The organism is Streptomyces sp. NPDC029164, assembly GCF_055563995.1.
The window spans coordinates 26614-49511 of the sequence record NZ_JBVHWW010000032.1 but is presented as its reverse complement, the minus strand read 5'-3'; the positions used below and the strand labels follow the sequence as shown (position 1 = coordinate 49511).

General features: G+C 71.8%; 14 protein-coding genes. 4 read left to right on the top strand and 10 right to left on the bottom strand.

What is annotated here, in order from left to right; genetic code table 11:
- Window positions 1–57 precede the first annotated feature (57 nt).
- Both ACZ4VT_RS27895 and ACZ4VT_RS27890 read left to right on the top strand, forming a co-directional pair.
- Entirely contained in the window at window positions 58–2919 is a 2862-nt protein-coding gene (locus tag ACZ4VT_RS27895) for a DUF1156 domain-containing protein (protein ID WP_467953676.1), read from the top strand.
- The gene (locus ACZ4VT_RS27890) at window positions 2919–6329 is read left to right on the top strand and encodes a Swt1 family HEPN domain-containing protein (protein WP_467953674.1); all 3411 of its coding nucleotides are present in this window, start codon (window positions 2919–2921) and stop codon (window positions 6327–6329) included. Before ACZ4VT_RS27895 ends, ACZ4VT_RS27890 begins: the two co-directional genes overlap by 1 nt.
- Window positions 6330–6403: 74 nt before the next feature.
- Here the strand turns inward: ACZ4VT_RS27890 and ACZ4VT_RS27885 are convergent, their stop codons facing one another.
- The 3 genes from ACZ4VT_RS27885 to ACZ4VT_RS27875 form a co-directional block, all read right to left on the bottom strand.
- Window positions 6404–7849 (bottom strand): aldehyde dehydrogenase family protein, encoded by a 1446-nt coding sequence (locus ACZ4VT_RS27885; protein WP_467953672.1) that lies wholly within the window; start codon window positions 7847–7849, stop codon window positions 6404–6406.
- Window positions 7850–8049: 200 nt separating this feature from the next.
- The gene (locus ACZ4VT_RS27880; RefSeq protein ID WP_467953670.1) at window positions 8050–9630 is read right to left on the bottom strand and encodes a PucR family transcriptional regulator; all 1581 of its coding nucleotides are present in this window, start codon (window positions 9628–9630) and stop codon (window positions 8050–8052) included.
- Window positions 9631–9814: 184 nt separating this feature from the next.
- Window positions 9815–11941, bottom strand: coding sequence for an ATP-binding protein (locus tag ACZ4VT_RS27875; RefSeq protein WP_467953668.1), 2127 nt, complete (start codon window positions 11939–11941; stop codon window positions 9815–9817).
- 253 nt (window positions 11942–12194) lie between these two features.
- Here ACZ4VT_RS27875 and gabT point away from each other — a divergent pair, with 253 nt between their 5' ends.
- Together gabT and ACZ4VT_RS27865 are read left to right on the top strand one after the other, a co-directional pair.
- Window positions 12195–13541, top strand: a complete 1347-nt coding sequence (gene gabT / locus ACZ4VT_RS27870; protein WP_467953666.1) for a 4-aminobutyrate--2-oxoglutarate transaminase — start codon at window positions 12195–12197, stop codon at window positions 13539–13541.
- Window positions 13542–13684: 143 nt separating this feature from the next.
- The gene (locus ACZ4VT_RS27865; RefSeq protein WP_467953665.1) at window positions 13685–14506 is read left to right on the top strand and encodes a phosphatase PAP2 family protein; all 822 of its coding nucleotides are present in this window, start codon (window positions 13685–13687) and stop codon (window positions 14504–14506) included.
- A 169-nt stretch (window positions 14507–14675) separates the two neighbouring features.
- Here the strand turns inward: ACZ4VT_RS27865 and ACZ4VT_RS27860 are convergent, their stop codons facing one another.
- The 7 genes from ACZ4VT_RS27860 to ACZ4VT_RS27830 all read right to left on the bottom strand — a co-directional run bounded on the left by ACZ4VT_RS27860 (window position 14676) and on the right by ACZ4VT_RS27830 (window position 22857).
- The gene (locus ACZ4VT_RS27860) at window positions 14676–16517 is read right to left on the bottom strand and encodes a chitinase (protein WP_467953740.1); all 1842 of its coding nucleotides are present in this window, start codon (window positions 16515–16517) and stop codon (window positions 14676–14678) included.
- Window positions 16518–16569: 52 nt separating this feature from the next.
- Window positions 16570–17031 carry a hypothetical protein gene (locus ACZ4VT_RS27855; RefSeq protein WP_467953663.1) on the bottom strand — a complete coding sequence of 154 codons (462 nt, stop codon included), beginning with the start codon at window positions 17029–17031 and terminating at the stop codon, window positions 16570–16572.
- A 188-nt stretch (window positions 17032–17219) separates the two neighbouring features.
- Entirely contained in the window at window positions 17220–18638 is a 1419-nt protein-coding gene (locus ACZ4VT_RS27850; RefSeq protein ID WP_467953662.1) for an NAD(P)/FAD-dependent oxidoreductase, read from the bottom strand.
- A gap of 23 nt (window positions 18639–18661) precedes the next feature.
- Entirely contained in the window at window positions 18662–19468 is an 807-nt protein-coding gene (locus ACZ4VT_RS27845) for an ABC transporter permease (RefSeq protein WP_467953661.1), read from the bottom strand.
- The gene (locus ACZ4VT_RS27840) at window positions 19468–20397 is read right to left on the bottom strand and encodes an ABC transporter permease (RefSeq protein WP_467953659.1); all 930 of its coding nucleotides are present in this window, start codon (window positions 20395–20397) and stop codon (window positions 19468–19470) included. The genes ACZ4VT_RS27845 and ACZ4VT_RS27840 overlap by 1 nt, the downstream gene beginning before the upstream one ends.
- Window positions 20394–21542 (bottom strand): ABC transporter ATP-binding protein, encoded by a 1149-nt coding sequence (locus ACZ4VT_RS27835; protein ID WP_467953658.1) that lies wholly within the window; start codon window positions 21540–21542, stop codon window positions 20394–20396. The genes ACZ4VT_RS27840 and ACZ4VT_RS27835 overlap by 4 nt, the downstream gene beginning before the upstream one ends.
- A 64-nt stretch (window positions 21543–21606) precedes the next feature.
- Window positions 21607–22857, bottom strand: a complete 1251-nt coding sequence (locus tag ACZ4VT_RS27830; protein ID WP_467953657.1) for a polyamine ABC transporter substrate-binding protein — start codon at window positions 22855–22857, stop codon at window positions 21607–21609.
- Between the last annotated feature and the right edge of the window lie 41 nt (window positions 22858–22898).

Genomic DNA, 22898 nt, shown 5'->3' with positions numbered 1-22898 from the left:
TCCGCTCGCACCCCACCCGAGGCACGGTTCGAGTGCCTCGGAATCTAAATTGAGTAGGTGAACACCGCAGTGCAGCCCGGAACGCCGTCAGGTTCTGTCCCCCGACGCAAGCTCATCGAGGTCTCCCTCCCGCTGGAGGACATCAACGCCGAGTCGGCCCGAGAGAAGTCGATCCGCCACGGACACCCGTCCACGCTGCACCTGTGGTGGGCCCGCCGCCCGCTGGCGGCCGCGCGGGCGGTGCTGTTCGCCCAGCTCGTCGACGACCCCTCCTCGCATCCCGATCTGTTCCCCACCGAGGAGGAGCAGAAGAGGGAGCGCGAGCGCCTGCACGGCATCATCCGACGGCTGGTGGTGTGGGAGAACATCAGCGACGAGGGCCTGTACCGGGAAGCCCACGAGGAGATCCTCAAGAGCACCGGGGGGAACCCGCCGGCCGTCCTGGACCCCTTCGCGGGCGGCGGGACGATCCCGTTGGAGGCGCAGCGCCTGGGCCTGGCGGCGCACGCCAGCGACCTCAACCCGGTGCCGGTGCTGATCAACAAGACCCTGATCGAGACCCCGCCGAAGTTCGCGGGACGGCCCCCCGTCTTCCCGGGCGTGGCGGAGAGCCGCATGGGCCCCTGGCCCCGCGCCACGGGTCTGGCGGAGGACGTCCGCCGCTACGGCGCCTGGATGCGGGAGCGCGCCCAGGAGCGCCTGGGGCACCTGTACCCCACCGCTCAGGTACCGGTTCCGGGACGCGACGGCGAGCCCACGGGGAAGACCGCCGAGGCCACCGTCATCGCGTGGATCTGGGCCCGTACGGTGGCCTGCCCGAACCCGGCGTGCGGCATCCGGATGCCGCTGGTGCGTTCCTGGTGGCTGGGCAAGAAGAAGGCCAAGGAGGCGTACGTCGTCCCGACGGTGGTGGACGACGCGTCGGCGCCCGGCGGACGGCGGGTGGAGTTCGGCATCGGTCACGACCCGAAGCAGGCCCCCACGAAGACGCACGACGGGACGATGACGAGCAGCAGGGGCGCCACCTGCGTCGCCTGCGAGGGATTCGTCGAGCTGACGGCCATCCGCGCCGAGGGAGCCGCCGGCCGGATCGGCGTCCAGCTGCTCGCCGTGGTCGCGGAGGGCAACCGCCGCCGCATCTACCTGGCTCCGGACGAGGAACACGCACGGGCGGCCGAGGTCCCGCGGCCGGACGACGCGCCCATGGGTTCCATCGCGACGAACCCGCGCTGGTTCTCGCCGCCCCAGTACGGCCTGACCGAGTTCTCCGACCTGTTCACCGACCGTCAGCTCACCACGCTGATGACCTTCACCGACCTCATCGGCGAGGCCCGCGAGCAGGTGCTCGCCCACGCCCTCGCCGCGGGTCTGCCCGAGGGCGCCCGGCTGGCGCAGGGCGGTACGGGGGCCGAGGCGTACGCGGACGCGGTCGCCACGTACCTGGGCCAGGCGGTGAGCCGCCTGTCCTCCACCAACTCGTCGCTGTGCCGCTGGAACTCCGCGCCCTCGAAGGAGAGCGTCTCCGACACGTTCTCCCGGCACGCGCTGCCCATGCTCTGGGACTTCGCCGAGGGGAACACGTTCTGCAAGGGACCGTGTGACATCGAGTGGAGCGCGACCTGGGTGTCCCGGGCCCTGGACATGCTTCCCGCGTCCACGCACGGCACGGTCACCCAGGCGGACGCGTCGAGCCGTGACTACACGGGCCTCCTCGTGTCGACCGACCCTCCCTACTACGACAACATCGGCTACTCCGACCTCTCGGACTTCTTCTACGTCTGGCTGCGCCGGTCCCTGCGCGGCATCCACCCGGACCTGTTCCAGACGATGCTCGTCCCCAAGGCGGAGGAGCTCGTCGCCAACCCGTACCGGCACGGCAGCAAGGAGAACGCGGAGGAGTTCTTCGAGAACGGGTTCCAGCACGTCTTCGCGCACGCCCGGGAGACGGCCTCGCCCGACTACCCCATCACCGTCTTCTACGCCTTCAAGCAGGCCGAGCTGGAGAAGGAGGGCGTCGCCTCCACCGGGTGGTCCACCTTCCTGGAGGGCATGGTCCGCAACGGCTGGACCATCACCGCGACGTGGCCCGTCCGTTCGGAGCGCGGCGGCCGGATGATCTCGGTGGGCACCAACGCCCTCGCCTCCTCGATCGTGCTGGCCCTGCGGCCCCGCGAGACGACCGCACCCGCGACGGACCGCACGGGGTTCCTGGCGGCGCTGCACACCGAGCTGGACGAGGCGCTGCCCCGGATCCGCGAGGGCGCCATCGCGCCCGCGGACCTGCGGCAGACGATCCTCGGCCCCGGCATGGCCGTGTTCTCGCGGTTCTCCCGGGTGCTGGAGGACGACGGCTCCACGATGTCGGTGAAGACCGCGCTGGCGCTGATCAACCAGACCTTCGACTCGCTGCAGAACGAGCACGACGCCGAGCTGGACGCCGACACCCGTTTCTGTCTGGACTGGTTCCGCTCCTACGGGTGGGACACGCGCCCGTACGGTGACGCCGAGTCGCTGGCCGTACCGCTGGGCCTGTCGGTGGACGGGATCGCCCGCGGCGGAACCCTCACCTCCGGCGCCGGGAAGGTCGCGCTGGTCAAACCGCAGGACCTGGACCCGCGGTGGGTGCCGGCCCACGACGACCGGCTGTCGCTGTGGGAGGTCACCTGCCACCTGGCGCGCGCGTACGCGACCGAGGGGCGCGAGGAGGCCGCCCGGCTGATGTCCGAGGTGAAGGGCAGGGTGGACCTGGACGAGGTCAACCGTCTGGCCACCCGCCTCTACGAACTGATGGAGTCTCAGGACTCCTCGACCGCCGGCCTGTTCAACGGGCTCGGCGGCGCGTGGGCGGACGTCTCCGCGACGTCGACCACGATCCGCCCGGCCGCTGTGGCCGAGATGCTCTTTGGGGAGGAGATCTGATGGCGCTGACGAACAACGAGAAGGTACTGCGCAGCTTCGACCAGCTGCTGGAGGGCATGCGTCCGTGGGTCGACATGCGCATGTCCGCCCTGGCTCCGGCCGGGAAGGACTGGATCGAGCTGATCTCGGCCGAGGACACGGCGAAGTTCGGTGTGGCCAAGACGTACTCGCGGGAGGACGTGCGGTTCCTGCTGCGCGTCGTCACCGAGCGCTGGAAGGTCTTCGAGAAGGACCTTTCCCGCCCGCAGTCCGCGCTCGCCTCCGAGCTGCGGGAGACGGCGAACGCGGCGCACCACGGTCAGAAGTTCTCCTCGGACGACACCTACCGTGCGCTGGACACGATCGAGCGTCTGCTGACGGTGATCGGCGCCGGTGACGAGGCCGACGCGGTGGCGAAGATGCGCATGGAACACCAGCGGGAGGTCTTCGAGAAGCAGACCCGCAACCGGCTGATGCGCGAGGCGCAGGCCGTCAGGGTGGCCGGCATGCTGGCCGGTACGGCGATCAAGCCGTGGCGCGAGGTCATCCGGCCGCACGCCGACGTGATCCGCGGGCAGTTCTCCGCCGCCGAGTTCGCCGCCGATCTGTACGCGGTGGCCCATGGCCACACCGCGGCGCCGGAGTACCTGAACCCGGCCGAGTTCTTCTCCCGCACCTACCTCACCAGCGGTCTGTCCGACCTGCTGACCCGTGCGCTCAAGCGCCTCTCCGGGGACGCCGGCGCGAGCCCGGTGGTGAACCTGCAGACCCAGTTCGGTGGCGGCAAGACGCACTCGATGCTGGCCCTGTACCACCTGTTCTCCGAGGGGCTGGCGACGAGCGCGCTGTCCCAGGGCGTGCAGGACGTCGTGCACGCCGCCCTGCCCGCGGCCGAGGACGACCCGCTGCGGTCGTTGGACGTGCGGCGGGTCACCCTGGTGGGCACGAAGCTCTCCCCGAGCCAGCCGATCGTCAAGGACGACGGCACGCAGGTCCGCACCATCTGGGGGGAGCTGGCCTGGCAGCTCGGCGGGCGCCCGGCGTACGACCGCATCGCGATGGCCGATGCCACCGGCACCGATCCGGGTGACGCCCTCGACGCCGTCGTGCGCGACGTCGTCGCCGACGGCAAGAGCGTGCTGATCCTCATCGACGAGTGGGTGGCCTACGCCCGCCAGCTCGTGGGGCGCGACGACCTGCCCGGCGGATCCTTCGCCACGCAGCACACCTTCGCCCAGCACCTGACCGAGATGGCCAAGTCCGTCCCGGGCGTCATGCTCGTCGTCTCGATCCCCGCCTCCGACTCCCTGGACAACGGGGGCGGCGGCTCGGCGCTGGAGGTGGGCGGTCCCAACGGGCACGTCGCCCTGGAGACCCTGCAGCACACCATCGGCCGCAACGCCGACGACTGGCGGCCCGCCAACAACATCGAGTCCTTCGAGATCGTGCGCCGGCGCCTGTTCGAAGAACCCGATGCCGTGGCCCTGGCGGACATCTCCGCCGTGGCCAAGCAGTACGTGAAGTACTACCAGGAGAACACCGGGTTCTTCCCGCGCGAGACGACCACCGGCGAGTACGAGCAGCGCATCCGCGCGGCGTACCCGATCCATCCCGAGCTGTTCGACCGGCTCTACGAGGACTGGTCGACGCTGCCGAAGTTCCAGCGCACCCGCGGTGTGCTGCGTCTGATGAGCGTGGTCATCAACGCGTTGTGGGCGGCCAACGACACCACGCCGCTCATCACGCCGGGCGCGGTGCCCGTCCACGACACCCAGGTCTTCAGCGAGATCACCAAGTACCTCGACGACAACTGGAAGCCGGTGGTGGACAAGGACGTCGACGGCGAGGGGGCCACCCCGGTCCAGATCGACCGCGAGCGTCCCTCGTTCGGGCAGCGGGCGCTGACCCGGCGCGTGGCCCGGTCGGTGTTCATCGCGACCGTCCCGACCCTGCGCTCGGCGCACAAGGGCGTGGACATGCAGCAGCTCCGCCTGGGCACCGCGGTGCCCGGCGACGTCATCAACCACATCGGTGACGCCCGGGCCCTGCTGGGCCAGCGGGCCACGTACTTCTACGAGGACGGCGACCGCTCCTGGTACGACCTGGCGGCCTCGGTCTCCCGGGTCGCGGCCGACCGCGCCGCCGGCTACGGCGAGGCCGACGTGCACGCCACGATCGTCGAACGCCTCAAGGCCATGGGCAAGGCGCCCAAGGCCTCCTTCGGTGCCGTGCACGCCGCGCCCCTCGACACCGGGGACATCCCCGACTCCGAGGTCCTCAAGCTCGTGGTGCTGCACCCGAGGTTCACCTGGGGCAAGGACGCCTCCACCGCCGCGGACTTCGCCGAGCGTCTCCTGAGGGAGGCCGGCAACGGGCAGCGGCAGCGCCGCAACATGCTGGTCATGGTCGCCGCCGATCGCGAGACCTACCCCGAGCTCGACGGGGTGGTGCGCGAGTACCGGGCCTGGCAGTCCATCGCCGACGAGGCCGAGGAGCTCGAACTCAGCGCCCAGCAGCGCAAGCAGTCCGTCACCCGCGCCCGCCAGCTGGACGCGGCCGTCGACGACCGCGTCCGCGCGGCCTTCACCGCGGCGCTGGTCCCGACCGAGGTCCCCGGCCAGAAGCCGACCATCTCCTTCACCCGTGTCGCCAAGGACGGCGGGCCCCTGGCCGAGCGCGTCACCGCGGCGCTCAAGGCCAAGGGGTGGATCACCCCCGTCCTGGGGGCCACGCTCGTGCGCATGGCCCTCGAAGGCGCCCTGGCCAACGCCTGGGGCAAGGGGCACGTGCGGTTCGGCGACCTGTGGTCCTGGTACACGCAGTACCCGTACCTGAAGCGCCTGCCCAACCGGCAGGTGCTCGAACAGGCCGTGCTCAGCGCCGCCGACGTCCTCCTGTGGCAGCAGGACGCCTTCGCCCTCGCCGACGGCTACGACGAGACCGCCGACGAGTACCGGAACCTGTGGATCCACGGTGACAAGCCCGAACCCGGTTTCGTCACCGACGACACGCTCCTCGTCCAGCCGGGACGCGCGGTGGCCCAGCGTGCCCGGGTCGTCGCCACCCCGCCGGCCGAGCCGGTCCTCCCGGCGGAGGGCGCCGGCCACGGCGGCAGCGGCACCCCGCAGCCGGGCACCGTCGCTCCTCGCCCGGCGGGCACCGGCCCCCAGCCCCCGATGCCGGCGGCCAGGAAGGCCGCACGGAGGTTCTGGGGCGTCAAGGCCCTCAACCCGAACCGCCCGGCCGCGGACTTCGCCAACATCCAGCAGGAGGTGCTCGCGCACCTCGAAGCGGCCGACGGCGTGCGGCTGGAGGTCCGCATCGAGATCACCGCGACCACCGCCGACGGGTTCACGGAGCAGCAGGTGCGCACCGTGCGCGAGAACGCCGTCCAGCTGAAGTTCGAGGACAGCGGCTTCGAGGAGAACTGACAGCCGGCACAACAAAAGACGGCCGGAGCCCCCGCACAGTGGGCTCCGGCCGTCGGCCTTGTGGCCGTACGAGATCAGATGTCGAGGCCGGTGAGGACCAGGACCCGCTCGTACGTGTAGTCGTCCATCGCGTAGCGGACGCCCTCGCGGCCCACGCCGGACTGCTTGACGCCGCCGTACGGCATCTGGTCGGCGCGGTAGGACGGCGCGTCGCCGACGACCACGCCGCCGACCTCGAGCTCGCGGTGGGCGCGGAACGCCGTCTGGATGTTCCGGGTGAAGACGCCGGTCTGCAGACCGAACTTCGAGTCGTTCACCGCGGCGAAGGCCTCGTCGGTGTTCTCGACCCGCTGGAGGGTCAGGACCGGGCCGAAGACCTCCTCGGTGGCCAGCTTGACGCCGTCGGGCACGTTCGCGATCACGGTGGGCTCGTACGAGGCACCCTCGCGCTTGCCACCGGTGAGCAGCTTGGCTCCGGCGGACACGGCCTCGTCGACCCAGGACTCGACACGCTGGGCGGCGGCCTCGGAGACGAGGGGGCCGACGTCGGTGGCGGAGTCGGACGGGTCGCCGGTGACCTGGGCCTGGACCTTCGCGACGACCTTCTCGACGAGGCTGTCGTAGACGGAGGCGTCGGCGATCACGCGCTGCACGGAGATGCAGGACTGGCCGGCCTGGTAGTTCGAGAAGGTCGCGATACGGGTCGCGGCCCAGTCGAGGTCGGCCTCGGAGGACCAGTCGGCCAGGACCACGGCCGCGGCGTTGCCGCCGAGCTCCAGCGTGCAGTGCTTGTGGGGCACCGACTGCTGGATGGCGTAACCGACGGTGTCGGAGCCGGTGAAGGAGATGACGGGCAGGCGCTCGTCCTTGACCAGGGCCGGCATCTTCTCGTTCGCGACCGGCAGGACCGACCAGGAGCCGGCCGGGAGGTCGGTCTCGGCGAGCAGCTCGCCCAGGATCAGCCCGGAGAGCGGGGTGGCCGGGGCCGGCTTGAGGATGATCGGCGCGCCGACGGCGATGGCCGGGGCCACCTTGTGGGCGCACAGGTTCAGCGGGAAGTTGAACGGCGCGATGCCGAGCACCGGACCCTTGACGAAGCGGCGGGTCAGCGCGAGCCGGCCGACGCCGCCGGCGTCGGTGTCGAGGCGCTGGGCCTCTCCGCCGTTGAAGCGGCGGGCCTCTTCGGCGGCGAAGCGGAACACGGACACCGCACGGCCGACCTCACCGCGGGCCCACTTGACGGGCTTGCCGTTCTCGGCGGAGATCAGCTGGGCGATCTCCTCGGTGCGCTCGGCGAGCCGCTTGGACACGTGGTCCAGGGCGGCGGCCCGTACGTGGGCGGGGGTCGCGGAGAATTCCGCCGTCACGGCGTACGCCGCGGCCACGGCCTCTTCGACCTGCTCGTCGGTGGGCACGCTGACGGTGCCGACGAGCCGGCCGTCCCACGGAGAGTGGACGTCGAAGCTGTCCTCGCCGGTGGCCTGGCGGCCGGCGAGCCAGAAGGCGTGGGTGGAAGTCATGCGAATCCCGGCCCTTCGGATGTGTGCGGTGGGCTTGTCCCCTCCACCGTAGGACTCCGCCGGCGTTTCGGCGTTTGTCCCTGATGGAGCGGCGGGTCGTCGGGCTTCGCCGCTTTGTCACTGTCGCCCCGCCGGGACCGGCCACCCGCCCGGCCGGAAGGGGTGGTCGGCGTCGGGCCATGGGGCTGCCGTGCGGCCTGCTACGACGGGGCCGAGGTGGCCTTGAGGGCGAGCCAGAGCTCCATGCGGACGTCCGGGTCCTCCAGGGAGCGGCCGAGGATCTCCTCGACCCGCTTCATCCGGTAGCGCAGGGTGTGCCGGTGCACGCCGAGGTCGGCGGCGGCCGCGTCCCACTGGCCGTGGCGCGAGAGCCACGCCTGCAGCGAGGCCACCAGGTCGCCGCGGCCGGTCGCGTCGTGCTCCCGCAGCGCGCGCAGGGTGCCGTCCGCGAAGGCCCGTACCGCGTCGTCGGCCAGCAGCGGCAGGACCGAGCCCGCCGCCATGTCCTCGTGCTCGACCATCGGCCGCCCGCGCCGGCGGGCCACGGCGAGCGCCTGGTCGGCCTGCTTGAGGGCCGCCGCCACGCCTTCCGGGCCGGCCGGGGCGGACAGGCCGACCACCAGTTCGTCCGGCTCGGGCCCGGCCGCGTCCAGGCCGCGCCGGGACTCCAGGGCCTCCGCGTGGTCCACGCACGCCTGTACGGCGGGGCCCGCGTCGGAGGCCAGCACCATCAGCCGCCCCGGTTCCGGGACGACCAGCAGCGTCTCCCCCGTGCGGGCGGCCGCCGACTCCACGGCGTCGGCGAGCAGCGCCAGGCCCTCCGGCTGCGCGGTCCCGGGCAGTGCGGGCTCGGCGACGATCAGCCGGAACGGCGCCTCCAGCAGGTTCCCGTACAGGTCCCCGGCCACCGACCGCGCGTGCTCCGCCTCGCCCGCGAGCAGCATCCGCAGCACCGCCGCCCCGAGCCGGGACTCGGCGTCGTGCAGCGAGCGCGAGCGCTCGGTGGTGAGGGTCAGCAGGGCGACCGCGGAGTGGACGGCGTACCGCTCGGCGGTGCCCAGGGGGGCCCCGGTGCCGACGGCGAGCGCGCCGCGCGCCCGCCGGCCCGTGCCCAGGGACTGGAGTTCGACGCGGTCCTCGGAGCCGCCGACCACGGCACTGGCGGGCGCCGGCCGCTCGCGCAGCCGCTCCACGTCGGGGGTCAGCCGGGCGGCGCGCCGCGCGGCCCAGTCGGGGGCGGCCGCGACGACGGCGCCCGAGGTGTCGTACAGCGCCGCCCAGCCGTGCACGTGCGCCGCCAGCTTCGCCAGCAGTTCGGCAGGCCCGTCGGCGGAGAGGGCGGCGCGGGTCAGCTCCCGCTGCGCCTCGAAACCGGCGGTCACGGCCCGGTACTGGTCCGCCGCGAGGGCGGCGGAGACGGCCTTGCTGATCGCCAGGAAGGGGGTCCGGCGCGGCACCTCCAGCAGCGGCATGTCCTCGGCGCGGGCGGCCTCGACCAGCGCCTCGGGAATCTCCTCGTAGTTCACGCCGATCGCGAAACCGATGCCGACGACGCCGGCCGCGGCGAGCCTGCGTACGTAGCGGCGCATCTCCTCCGGGTCCTCCGCGTCCAGCTTCATCGCGGTGATCAGGAGCAGCTCGCCGCCCTCCATGTACGGGACGGGATCGGCGAGCTCGCTGACGTGGGCCCAGCGCACGGGGGTGTCCAGGCGGCCCTCTCCCGCCCGGACGCCGAGCTTGAGCGCCGAGTGCTGGACGAGTGAGGCGAGGGTGAGCGGCATCGGTTACCAGGGGCCTTAGCGGGAGGGGGCGGCGGGCACGGGGCGCTGGGGCGGAAGCGAAGGAGCGGACGGGCCGGGCAGACGGGCAGAGCAGCAGAGGAACAGAACAGCCGCGGGCGCTTTTCGCCTTAACGTATGAACGGCTCCCCTCGATTCTGCCACCCCGTACGGGTCGGGGCGCGGGTCAGGCCGCCGGGCCGGACCCGCCCTCAGCGAGCCGGACCAGCAGTGGAGCCGCCCGCTCCCCGCGCACCGAGGTCAGCGACAGCACGGCGTGCCCGGGCGGCACGGCGTGCGCCAGGTCCGAAGCCGACCACCGCTCCCGCTCCACCTGCCGGACGGTCACCGCGTCGGTGGTGACCGCCTTGCCGGTGACGAGCTTGCGGAAGGCGTGCATGGCCCGGGTCAGCGGCTGGTCGGCGAAGACGGTGCGGTGGGTGACGTCGCGGGTCTCCACCCACTCGGTGCCCCAGGCCTCGGCGAAGCGCTTGCCGTCCCAGGTGGTGACCCCGGAGAAGGCCATGCGGCAGCCGACCGCCCCGAGCAGCGGCGTCCGCAGCGCCTCGGGGACGTCGTCCAGCGTGCGCAGCGTGAGCAGTACGCCGGCGTGCGCCGAGCGCAGCCGCTGGACGCCCCGCACGGTCTCCGCGGTCAGGGTCTGCGAGGCGTCGTCGAGCGCGAGGAAGGCGAAGAGGGAGCGGTCGGTGCGGGCGGCGGCCGCGGCGTTGAACTGGGCGAGCAGCAGCCGGGCCAGGATCCGGGAGGCGTCGGCGTGCCCGCGTTCGGGCAGGTCGACGCGGACGCGCAGCGGGTGTTCCAGGGCGCGCAGCGAGAACGGCTGCCCCTGACCGGTGGTGTCGAAGAACCCGGCGAAGGCGGGCCGGTCCAGCAGGGCCACCCGGTCGGCGAGGGCCGGTCCGGGGTCGCCCTGGGCCCCGTGCTGGCGGGTCCGGGCGTCGAGCTCGCGCAGCATCGCCTGCCCGCTGCCCGCGCCGGCCGGTCCGAGGTCGCGGCGCAGCGCCTCGAAGGCGGCGGGCACCTGGTCGAGCAGTTCGCGCAGCTCGGGCACGGCGGGGAAGCGGCCGTACGCCGCCCGGAACGGGCCGAGGAGCTGGGCGAGGGCGGTCGCGGCCCGGCGCACGTCCATCCCGGGAACGTCCCCGACGAAGGCGTCGGCGAGCAGGGTGGCGGCCTCGTCGGGGTCGGTGGCGCCGCCGTAGAGGTCGAGGTCGTAGACGGAGGCGGGGTCGCCGATGCGGACCACGACGTCGTAGCCGGTGTCCGGCCCGAGCGGGGCTCCGGCCGCGCCGACGGCGACGACGGCGGCCTGGCCGGCGAGCGCCTGCAGCATGAGGGACTCGACGACGGGCCGCACCAGGCGCTGGGTCTTGCCGCTGCCGGAGGGTCCGACGGCGAGGAGCGAGGTGCCGAGCACGTCGGGGTCGAGGGCGAATCCGGTGCCGCGGCGGGCGTACGGGTTGCGCGCGCCGTCCTCGACGGTGCCGAGCAGCACCTGCCGGGCCAGCAGATCGTGCCGGGCGGCCCGCACGGGCAGGTCCCGCGCGCCGGACGGGTGCACGCAGGCCCCGGCGCCCTTGTCCCGCACGGCCTCGGCGAAAGCCCGCATCCGGGAGGGGTCGACCCGCACGGAATCCCAGGCCCGCCGAATGCGCACGCAGTCCACGTCGTTCATCCGCCCACCCCCGACCTCCCCCTCCAGCCGATCAGCCACCTCGTCAAGCCCAACCCCCCGCAACTGCGGCCACCGCGCGGGATCGTCCGGGCCGCCGGCCACGGGGCCGACCGGTCCGGCGGAGTGCAGGGGCCGCACGGCTCGGCTGCGGAGCGCCCGGCGGCCGAGTTCGGGCCAGCGGCCGAGGCGCCCGAATCCGGTCACCAGGACGGCGGCGACCACGGCGTACCAGACGTACGAGGCCACGACGGCCGGGAGCTTCCCCGCCCAGGAGTCGGGCGTGAACATGTAGAGCGGCCAGAGCCAGAACCCGCCGAGGTAGCCGTTCCACAACAGGGACCACAGCAGCATCCCGGCCAGCAGGGAGATCAGGGCTCCGCTGATCAGCTGGCGGGTGGGGGTCTCCTCCGGCTCCTCCGCGGCCCGCGGTACGTGTCCGTACGTCCACACGCCCGGCCCGTCCGAAGAGCGCGGGACACGCAGCCAGTCCCCGAGCGTCGGCCCGGCCGTCGGCGCGTGGGACGGCTTCGGCGGAAGGCCCTGGGGCGGCGGGGCGGCCGGTCGCGGGATCTGCCCGGCGTGGGCCGGGCGCGTCTCGTGCGTGCCGTCGGTGTCCATGAACCCCTGCCCCCTGACCGTGCATGCGCTGCTGCGTCGCTCAATGTAGTTGCCCGGCGTCGGCCGTGGGCCCGTACCGGCTCTCCGGTTCGCCGCGCCGTCCACAAGACCCCCCGCGGCGCGCTTCTATGGCCGTCGCGGACAAGGACACGCGGAGATCACTACCGAACGGAGCATGCAGGACCCCCTCCCCCGGGCCTAGCCTGCGGACAAAGACACAAGTGCGCCCGAAAACACCCCCCAGGAGCCCTCTATGACCGCTGTCCCGCAGGAGCGCAAGATCGTTACCGCGATCCCCGGCCCCAAGTCGCAGGAGCTGCAGGCCCGCCGCCTTCAGACGGTGGCCGGCGGCGTGGGCTCCGTCCTGCCCGTCTTCACGGCCCGCGCGGGCGGCGGCATCATCGAGGACGTCGACGGCAACCGCCTGATCGACTTCGGCTCCGGCATCGCCGTGACCTCGGTCGGCGCCTCCGCCGAGGCCGTCGTGCGCCGCGCCTCCGCGCAGCTCGCCGACTTCACCCACACCTGTTTCATGGTCACCCCGTACGAGGGCTACGTCGAGGTCTGCGAGGCCCTCGCCGAGCTGACCCCCGGCGACCACGCGAAGAAGTCGGCCCTGTTCAACTCCGGCGCCGAGGCCGTCGAGAACGCCGTCAAGATCGCCCGCTCGTACACCAAGCGCCAGGCCGTCGTCGTCTTCGACCACGGCTACCACGGCCGCACCAACCTGACGATGGCGCTGACGGCGAAGAACATGCCGTACAAGCAGGGCTTCGGTCCGTTCGCCCCCGAGGTCTACCGCGTCCCGGTCGCCTACGGCTACCGCTGGCCCACCGGCGCCGAGAACTGCGGTCCCGAGGCCGCCGCCCAGGCGATCGACCAGATCACCAAGCAGATCGGCGCCGAGAACGTCGCCGCGATCATCATCGAGCCGGTCCTCGGCGAGGGCGGCTTCATCGAGCCGGCCAAGGGCTTCCTGCCCGCGATCGTGAAGTTCGCCAACGAGAACGGCATCGTCTTCGTCGCCGACGAGATCCAGTCCGGCTTCTGCCGCACCGGCCAGTGGTTCGCGTGCGAGGACGAGGGCATCGTCCCCGACCTGATCACCACCGCCAAGGGCATCGCGGGCGGTCTGCCGCTCGCCGCCGTGACCGGCCGCGCCGAGATCATGGACGCCGCCCACGCGGGCGGCCTCGGCGGCACCTACGGCGGCAACCCGGTGGCCTGCGCCGGTGCGCTCGGCTCCATCGAGACCATGAAGAAGCTCGACCTCAACGCCAAGGCGAAGAAGATCGAGTCCCTGATGAAGGCCCGCCTGGCGGCCATGCAGGAGAAGTACGACATCATCGGCGACATCCGCGGCCGCGGCGCCATGATCGCGATCGAGCTCGTCAAGGACCCGGTCTCCAAGACCCCGTTCCCGGAGGCGGCCGGCGCCCTCGCCAAGGCCTGCCACGCGGAGGGCCTGCTCGTCCTCACCTGCGGCACCTACGGCAACGTGCTCCGCTTCCTCCCGCCGATCGTCATCGGCGAGGACCTGCTGAACGAGGGCCTGGACCTCATCGAGGCCGCGTTCGCCGCCATCGGCACGGACGTCTGAGCGGACGGCTAGAACGCCCGAACGCAGCACCCCCTCCCCTACCGGCGGTAACGGGCGGACGCTGTGAAGAAGCTGTGGGGGGCCGATGGCGGGAACGCGATCCTGCTGTCGGTCCCCCTTTCGCTGCCGTACGGTTTCTGCAGATGAGTGAGACACCCCGCTCAAGGGAAACCGAGGGCGACACCAGTACCGGGCTTCCCCAGCACCGTATTGGGCATGCGTTCGCGCACACTCCTCACCGATCGGACAGCCGTTCGCCCCAAACCCCCCGGGGCGTGCGGCAACCCGGTCCGGGCGGCCGTCCCGGAACCACCCCCCCTGTTCCGGGACGGCCGGCCACTCCTCTCCTGATCGCCGCGGTCTGCGGCCTCCTCTTCTCCCTGGTCACCTGGCAGGTGCTGGTCTCGGGCCCGCTGCTGGCGCCGGATCACGAGCTGAGCCGCGCCCTGGTGCGCACGGTCCCGGACTCCGTCACCGAACGCCTCTCGGACCTCGGCAACATCCCGGTCGCCGTACCCGTCCTCGCACTCGCCATGGCCTACGCCGCCCGGCGCGGCCGGCGCCTCGCCGCCGGAGCCGCGGGCCTGGCCATGGCCCTGGTCCCGGCCCTGGTCATCCCGTTCAAGGAGGGGACCGCCCGGCCGGGCCCCCTGGAGCCCTGGGCCGCCGGCTACTTCCCCTCGGGCCACACCGCGACCGCGACCGTCGCCTACATCGGCGCGGCCCTGCTGGTCCGCCCGTACACCGGCCGGCCCTGGCCGATGGCCGCCGCCCTCGCCCTCACGGCCGCCACGGCCGCCGGCCTGATCCTGCGCGGCTGGCACTGGCCCCTGGACGTGGCGGCCAGCCTCCTGATGTGCACCCCCCTGCTGCTCGGCGTGGCCTGGGTGGTGACGTACGGCCGGAAGAGCAGTCGAAGCGGCGGAAGTACGCGCTCACGGTCGGGGGCCGCCCGCACGAAGTGACCCTGTCGGACGGCAGGATCCCGCTCCCCGCGGACGCTCGTCGCCGGACTGGAGTACCACCGGCACAACGCCCACTACCGGGCCGCCCACCCATGGGTGCGGCCCTCGCGGTGCTGGGCGGGCCGGAGCCGTCGGCGGCTCCGGCCCGGTGGTGGCGGGACGTGCTGGGTCAGCCGCCGAAGTAGGCGTCGAAGTTCCGGCTGAACTCCCAGCCGCCGAACCGGTCCCAGTTGATCGACCAGGTCATCAGGCCGCGCAGGGCGGGCCAGGTGCCGTGGGTCTGGTAGCTCCCGCAGTCGGCCTTCTTCGTCAGGCAGTTCAGGGCCCTGTTCACCTCGGCGGGCGGGGTGTGGCCGTTGCCCGCGTTCGTCGTGGCCGGGAGGCCGATCGCGACCTGGTCCGGGCGCAGGGCCGGGAAGACGCGGGCGGTGTTGCCGGCGACCGGGAAGCCGGTCAGCAGCATGTCGGTCATGGCGATGTGGAAGTCCGCGCCGCCCATGGAGTGGTACTGGTTGTCGAGGCCCATGATCGGGCCCGAGTTGTAGTCCTGGACGTGGAGCAGGGTGAGGTCGTCGCGCAGGGCGTGGATGACCGGGAGGTACGCGCCGGCGCGCGGGTCCTGGCCGCCCCAGGGGCCGGAGCCGTAGTACTGGTAGCCCAGCTGGACGAAGAAGGTCTCCGGGGCCATGGTCAGGACGAAGCCCTGGCCGTACTTGGCCTTCAGGGTCTTCACGGCCGAGATCAGGTTCACGACGACCGGCGTGGTGGGGGCCCGGAAGTCGGTGTCCCCGGTGGCGAGGGAGAGGGAGTGGCCCTCGAAGTCGATGTCGAGCCCGTCGAGCCCGTACTCGTCGATGATCTTGCTGACGGAGGAGACGAAGGTGTCGCGGGCGGCGGTGGTCGCCAGCTGTACCTGGCCGTTCTGGCCGCCGATGGAGATCAGCACCTTCTTGCCGGCGGCCTGCTTGGCCTTGATCGCGGCCTTGAACTCGGCCGGGGATTCGACGTTCGGGCACTCGGCGACCGGGCAGAGCCGGAAGCGGATGTCGCCGGAGGTCGCCGAAGTCGGTTCGCCGAAGGCGAGGTTGACGACGTCCCAGGAGGCGGGCACGTCGGCCATCCGGACGTAGCCGGAGCCGTTGGCGAAGCTCGCGTGCAGGTAGCCGACCAGTGCGTGGGCCGGCAGGCCTCCCCCGCCACCGCCACCGCCACCGGCTGTCGTGGTCGCGGAGGCGGGGGCGCTCTGCGCGGACTCGCCCGCCGCGTTCACCGCGCCGACCCGGAAGGTGTACGTGGTGGACGCGGCGAGGCCGGTCACGGCCGTCGCGGTGGAGGTGACGGAGTACGGCGCGGCGCCGTCCCGGTGGACGGTGTACGAGGTGGCTCCGGGCACCGCCGACCAGTTCAGGGAGACCGAGCTCGACGACGTGGCGGTGGCCGTCAGGCCGGTGGGGGCGGCCGGGGGCTGGGGCTGGCCGGGGCCGCCGGGGTCGGGGCCGATCAGGGTGAGGTCGTCGGTGAGGTGGGCGGGCTGGCCGTACCAGCCGTGGCTGTAGACCGTCACCGAGGTCGTCGACGGGCCGGTGCGGAAGGTGGTGGTGAGCTCCTTCCACGCCCCCGGGGTCTGCGTCCAGGCCGACACGTCGGTGGTGCCGGTGCCGCTCGCGCCGAGGTAGACGTACGTGCCCTGCACCCAGGCGGCCAGCGTGTACGAGGAGTCGGGCTTGACGGTGACGCTCTGGGAGCAGCGGGCGTTGTCCTGGCCGGCCGGGGTGGCCCTGAGGGCGGAACCCCCGCTGTGGACGGGTGCGGTGACGACGGCTCCGCTGCCCGCCGAGCAGCTCCAGCCTTCGAGGCCGGCCTCGAAGCCGCCGTTGCGTACGAGATCGGCGTCGGCCGCGGCGGCGGGCGGTCCGGCGGCGAGGAATGCGGCCGCCGCCAGGGCGGCGGCCGTGAGGAGGGACCAGGTTCTGCGCACAACTGCCTCCGGGGCATGGGGGGATGGAGCCAGGCTGCGGAAACGGGAACAGCGGCGCCCAAGATGGTCCAGACCAATGCCCTTGTCAAGGTGTCCGACCCTCCCCCTCCCCGGCGGGCGCCAGGGCGGACGCCGCGACCGTCGCCGCCGCCTCGTGCATCGCGAGCTCCAGCACGGCCGGGTCGGTGAGGGTCCCCTCCCCGTCCGGGAGCACCGCCCAGTGCACCCCGCCGGTGGCCCGGCCGGGGTACGGGACGACGATCCAGGTCCCGCGCCCGGCCCCGCGCACCCCCGTGCCGAGCCAGCGGGACGCGGTGCCCGCGGGCACGAAGAAGCCCATCCGGGAGTCGCCGAAGTCGGCGAGCACCGGGCCGGGCCGGCCGGTGATGAGCCGTAGTACGTCGAGGGTGACCTGCCCCAGGTCCCCGGGCAGGATGAGCACGTCCCACAGCCGGCCGGCGGGCAGCAGGACGACCCCGAAGGGGTTGCGCTCCCACTCCCACCGGCAGGCATCGGGGTCCGGTGCCACCGATACCAGCCATTCCACTGCCGTCTTGGCCCCCCCGGAACGTCATCGCCCGGCCTCCGTTCGTCTCGTGCGCGGTGAAGGGTTCTCACCGGGAGAGAGCGGGGCCGGGCGCGACTATGACGCGGGTTTCGTTACTCCATGGTAGTGAAACGGGTCACACGGTGACCGGCGGATGCGCGCCGGGGCGTGCGATCGGCGGCGTGTGCTCAGCTGTCGAAGCCGAGGCCGAAGCGGTCCAGCGTGCGCAGCCACAGGTTGCGGTGCCCGCCGCGGCGGTCGGCGCGGGCCAGCGACCACTTCGTGAGGGTGATCCCGGTCCAGGCGAAGGGCTCGGGCGGGAACGGCATCGGCTTGGACTTCACCATCTCCAGCCGGGTGCGCTCGGTGGAGAGCCCGTCCAGCAGGTCCAGCATCACCTCCGCGCCGAAGCGGGTGGCGCCCACCCCGAGCCCGGTGTAGCCGGCCGCGTAGGCCACCTTCTCGGAGTGCGCCGTGCCGAAGAAGGCCGAGAACCGCGAGCAGGTGTCGATGGCGCCGCCCCAGGCGTGGCTGAACTTCAGCCCCTCCAGCTGTGGGAAGGCGGTGAAGAAGTGCTCCGCGAGCTTGAGGTACGTCTCGGGGCGGTGGTCGTACTCGGAGTCGAGCCTGCCCCGGTAGGGGTAGATCGCGTCGTAGCCGCCCCACAGGATCCGGTGGTCCCTGGTGATCCGGAAGTAGTGGAACTGGTTGGCGCTGTCGCCGAGCCCCTGCCGGTTCTTCCAGCCGATCGCGGCGAGCTGCCCCTCGTCCAGCGGCTCGCTCATCAGCGCGTAGTCGTAGACCGGAACCGTGAAGGGGCGGATCCGCTTGACCAGCGAGGGGAAGATGTTGGTGCCCAGGGCGACCCGGCGGGCGAGGATCGTGCCGTAGGGGGTCTGGACGGCCATCCCGGTCCCGACCGCGGACATCTTCAGGCCGCGGGTGTTCTCGTAGATCCGCACCCCCAGGCCGAGGCAGGCCTCCTTGAGGCCCCAGGCCAGCTTCGCCGGATTGAGCATGGCGACGCCGTCGCGGTCCCAGAGGCCCGCGAGGAAGGTCGGCGAGTCGACCTCGGCGCGCAGGGCTTCGGCGTCCAGCCATTCGGAGCCGCCGGCCAGGCCGAGGCGCTGCGCCTCCTCGTGGAGTTCGCGCAGCTCCTCGACCTGGTGGGGTGCGGTGGCGACGTCGATCTCGCCGGTCCGCTCGAAGTCGCAGTCGATCCCGTAGCGGGCGACGGCCTCCTCGATGGCGTCGAGATTGCGGGCGCCCAGTTCCTCCAGCTTGGCCAGCTCGTCGGGCCAGCGGGCGATCCCGTTGCCGAGTCCGTGGGTGAGGGAGGCGGCGCAGAAACCGCCGTTGCGCCCGGAGGCGGCCCAGCCCGCCTCCTTGCTCTCGATGAGTACGACGTCCCGCTCGGGGTCGCGCTCCTTGGCGATCAGCGCGGTCCACAGCCCGCTGTAGCCGCCGCCGATGACCAGCAGGTCACAGCGCTCGTCCGAGGTCAGCGCCGGCTGCGGCGCGGGCTTGCCGGGGTCGTCCAGCCAGTACGAGACCGGCTTCGCTTCGGAAAGGGATTTCGCAACACTACGCATGGCGACTGGGGCCATGGCTTCCAACTCCCTACAGGGGTCTACTTCGGTTGTGCCTTCTTGCGGCGGTTGCCGACCATCTGGCCGACGAGGACCACCAGCACCGCGATGACGAACATCGCCGTGCCGATGACGTTGATCTGCACAGGCGTACCGCGCTGGGCCGATCCCCACACGAACATGGGGAAGGTGACGGTGTTGCCCGAGTTGAAGTTGGTGATGATGAAGTCGTCGAACGACAGCGCGAAGGAGAGCAGCGCGCCCGCCGCGATGCCGGGCGCCGCGATCGGCAGCGTGACCCGTACGAAGGTCTGCACCGGGCCCGCGTAGAGGTCTCGGGCGGCCTCCTCCAGCCGCGGGTCCATGGACAGGACACGCGCCTTGACGGCGGCGACGACGAAACTGAGACAGAACATGATGTGGGCGATCAGGATCGTCCAGAAGCCCAGCTGGATGCCCATGTTGAGGAAGAGCGCGAGCAGCGAGGCCGCCATCACGATCTCGGGCATGGCCATGGGCAGGAAGATCAGCGAGTTGACCGCGCTGCGCCCCCGGAAGCGGTAGCGGACCATCGCGAAGGCCATGGCGGTGCCAAGCGCGGTCGCGGCGAGGGTGGACCACAGCGCGATCTGGAGCGACAGCGAGAGCGAGCCGCACATGTCGGCGACCCCGCAGGGGTCCTTCCACGCGTCGAGGGAGAACTCCTGCCAGGCGTAGTTGAACCGCCCGGTGGGGTTGTTGAAGGAGAAGACGGTGACGACGACGTTCGGCAGGATCATGTACGCGAGCGTGCCGAGGCCCGCGATGACGACCAGATTGCGCCGCAGCCACGTGAGGGGATTGCGCATCAGACCAGGTCCTCCGTCCCCGCTCGGCGGATGTAGATGGTGACCATGATCAGCACGATGGCCATGAGGATGAAGGACAGCGCGGCCGCCGTCGGGTAGTCGAGGATCCGCAGGTACTGCGACTGGATGACATTGCCGATCATCCGGGTGTCCGTGGAGCCGAGCAGTTCGGCGTTGACGTAGTCGCCGCTCGCCGGGATGAAGGTGAGCAGGGTCCCGGAGACGACGCCCGGCATGGAGAGCGGGAAGGTCACCTTCCGGAAGACCGTGGCGGGGTGGGCGTACAGGTCCCCGGCCGCCTCGTGGAGGCGGGTGTCGATGCGCTCCAGCGAGGAGTACAGCGGCAGGATCATGAAGGGGAGGAAGTTGTACGTCAGACCGCAGACGACCGCGAGCGGCGTGGCCAGCACCCGGTCGCCCTCGGTCATGCCGAGCCAGCTGGTGACGTCGAGGAAGCCGATGTCGTTGAGGACGGCGACCACCGGGCCGCCGTCGGCCAGGATCGTCTTCCAGGCCAGCGTGCGGATCAGGAAGCTGGTGAAGAAGGGGGCGATGACCAGGACCAGCAGGAGGTTGCGCCAGCGGCCCGCCTTGAAGGCGATCAGGTAGGCCAGCGGGTACCCGAGCAGCAGGCACAGCGCGGTCGCGGTGCCGGCGTAGAGCAGGGAGCGCAGGAACTGCGGGTAGTACTCGGTGAAGGCGTCCCAGTAGGTCCCGAAGTGCCAGGTGACGCGGAAGCCCTCTTCGAGGGAGCCGGTCTGCACCGAGGTGGAGGCCTGGTAGACCATCGGCAGCACGAAGAACACCAGCAGCCACAGGATGCCGGGGAGCAGCAGCCAGTACGGGATCAGCCGCTTGCGCACGGACGGCTTGTGCACCGGGGGTTCGGCGGCGACGGGCGCCTGGGGCGGCGCGGCGGTGGTGGTCACGCGCTCTCCTCGACCGTCTCGATGCCCGCGTCGATGTCCTGCGCGGCGTCGAGGCCGAAGGTGTGCTCCGGGTTCCAGTGCAGGACCACCTCGGCGCCGGGGGCCAGGCGGGCGTCGCGCTCGATGTTCTGGACGTAGACCTCCAGCCCGGGACAGGCGGGGCTGTCGATCACGAACTGCGTGGAGACTCCGATGAAGGAGGAGGCGGCTATGCGGCCCGTGATCTTGTTCCGGCCGCTCGCGATGGTGTGCTCGTCCGCGGCCGGGACGAGGGAGATCTTCTCCGGGCGCACGCCGACGAGGAGCTTTCCGCCCGCGCGGGGCGTGGTCGAACACCGGCCGGCGGGCAGCCGCAGGGTGGCGCCCGAGGCCGAGACGACCACGTCCGACCCGGCGGACTCCACGTTCGCCTCGATGAGGTTCGAGGTGCCGAGGAAGTTGGCGACGAAGGTGGTGCCCGGGTTCTCGTACAGCTCGGCGGGGGCGCCCAGCTGCTCGACGCGGCCGCCGTTCATCACGGCGACCGTGTCGGCCATGGTCATGGCCTCCTCCTGGTCGTGCGTGACGTGCACGAAGGTGATGCCGACCTCGGTCTGGATCCGCTTGAGCTCCAGCTGCATCTGGCGGCGCAGCTTGAGGTCGAGGGCGCCGAGCGGCTCGTCGAGGAGCAGTACCTGCGGGTGGTTGATCAGGGCGCGGGCCACGGCGACGCGCTGCTGCTGGCCGCCGGAGAGCTGGTGCGGCTTGCGCTGGGCGAACTGACCGAGCTGGACGAGCTCCAGCATGTCGTCGACCTGCTTCTTGACCGACTTGATGCCGCGGCGGCGCAGTCCGAAGGCGACGTTCTCGTAGATGTTCAGGTGCGGGAACAGCGCGTAGCTCTGGAAGACCGTGTTGACCGGGCGCTTGTACGGCGGCAGGTCGGTGACCTCACGGTCGCCGAGGTGGACCGTGCCGGTGGAGGGCTCCTCCAGGCCGGCGATCATGCGCAGGGTGGTGGTCTTCCCGCAGCCGGAGGCGCCGAGCAGGGCGAAGAAGGAGCCCTGGGGGATGGTGAGATCCAGCGGGTGCACTGCGGTGAAGGTGCCGTAGTGCTTGCTGATCCCGGAGAGGCGGACGTCGCCGCCCGCGGTCTTGTCAGTCATGGAGAGGTCCCGGGGGTGGGTGGGCGGAGCGGGCAAGGGAGGGCTCGCGGCGGGGCGCGTACGGCTACGCGCCGATGAGCTTGGCGAACTTCTCTTCGTACGCGGTCTCTTCCTCGCTGGTGAGGGAGCGGAAGGCGTGGGCCCTGGCGGCCATCGCCTTGTCCGGGACGATCAGGGGGTTGTCCGCGAGTTCGGGATCGATCTTGGCCAGCTCGTCCTTGACGCCCTCGACCGGGCAGACGTAGCTGATGAAGGCGGCCAGCTGGGCGGCGACCGCGGGCTCGTAGTAGTAGTCGATGAGCTTCTCCGCGTTGGCCTTGTGCCGGGCCTGGGCGGGGACCAGGAGGTTGTCGCTGGAGGTGATGTATCCGGGGGCGGGGATGGCGTACTTGATGTCCGGGTTGCCGGCCTGCAGCTGGATGACGTCGCCGGCCCAGGCGAGACAGGCGGCGAGGTCGCCCTTGTCGAGGTCCGCCGTGTAGTCGTTGCCGGTGAAGCGGCGGATCTGCTTGGTGTCCACGCCCTTCTGGAGGCGGCCGATCGCCCCGTCGAAGTCCGCGGTGGTGAAGCCGGCGGGGTCCTTGCCCTGGTCGAGCAGGGTCATGCCGACGCTGTCGCGCATCTCGGTGAGGAAGCCGACGCGGCCCTTGAGGGTGGGGTCGTCGAGCAGCTGGGTGACGGAGTCAACCTTCTTGCCGCCCGTCGCCTTCTCGTTGTAGGCGATGACGGTGTCGATGCCGGTCCAGGGGTAGCTGTACGCCCGTCCCGGGTCCCAGTCCGGGGTGCGGAACTGCGGGATCAGGTTGGCGTAGGCGTGCGGGAGGTGCGAGGGGTCCAGCCGCTGTGCCCAGCCGAGCCGGATGATGCGGGCGGCCAGCCAGTCGGTGACGACGATCAGGTCGCGGCCGGTGTCCTGGCCGGCCGCGAGCTGCGGTCTGATCTTGCCGAAGAACTCGACGTTGTCGTTGATGTCCTCGGTGTACTTGACCTTGATCCCGGTCCGCTGGGTGAACTCCTCCAGCGTGGGACGCGACTTCTCGTCCTCGCTGGTGTCCATGTACTCGGTCCAGTTGGAGAAGGTGATCTCCTTCTCCCCGGCCGAGTGGTCGTCGGAGGCCGCCGCCGCGTCACCCGCGCGCTTCGCGGGCGGGATGCCGCACCCGGCGAGGCCGGCCAGGCCTCCGAGGGTGAGCGCTCCGACTCCGGAGGCGCGCAGCAGCGAGCGGCGGGTGAGGGCGCCGCGCCCACTGGTGAGGCTGCGCCGCATCGCGGCGAGTTGCGCCGCCGAGAGGCGGTCGGGCTCGAACTGCTCCATGCGCTGTGCCCTTTCGGGAGGTGTACCGCTGGTCGGGCGGT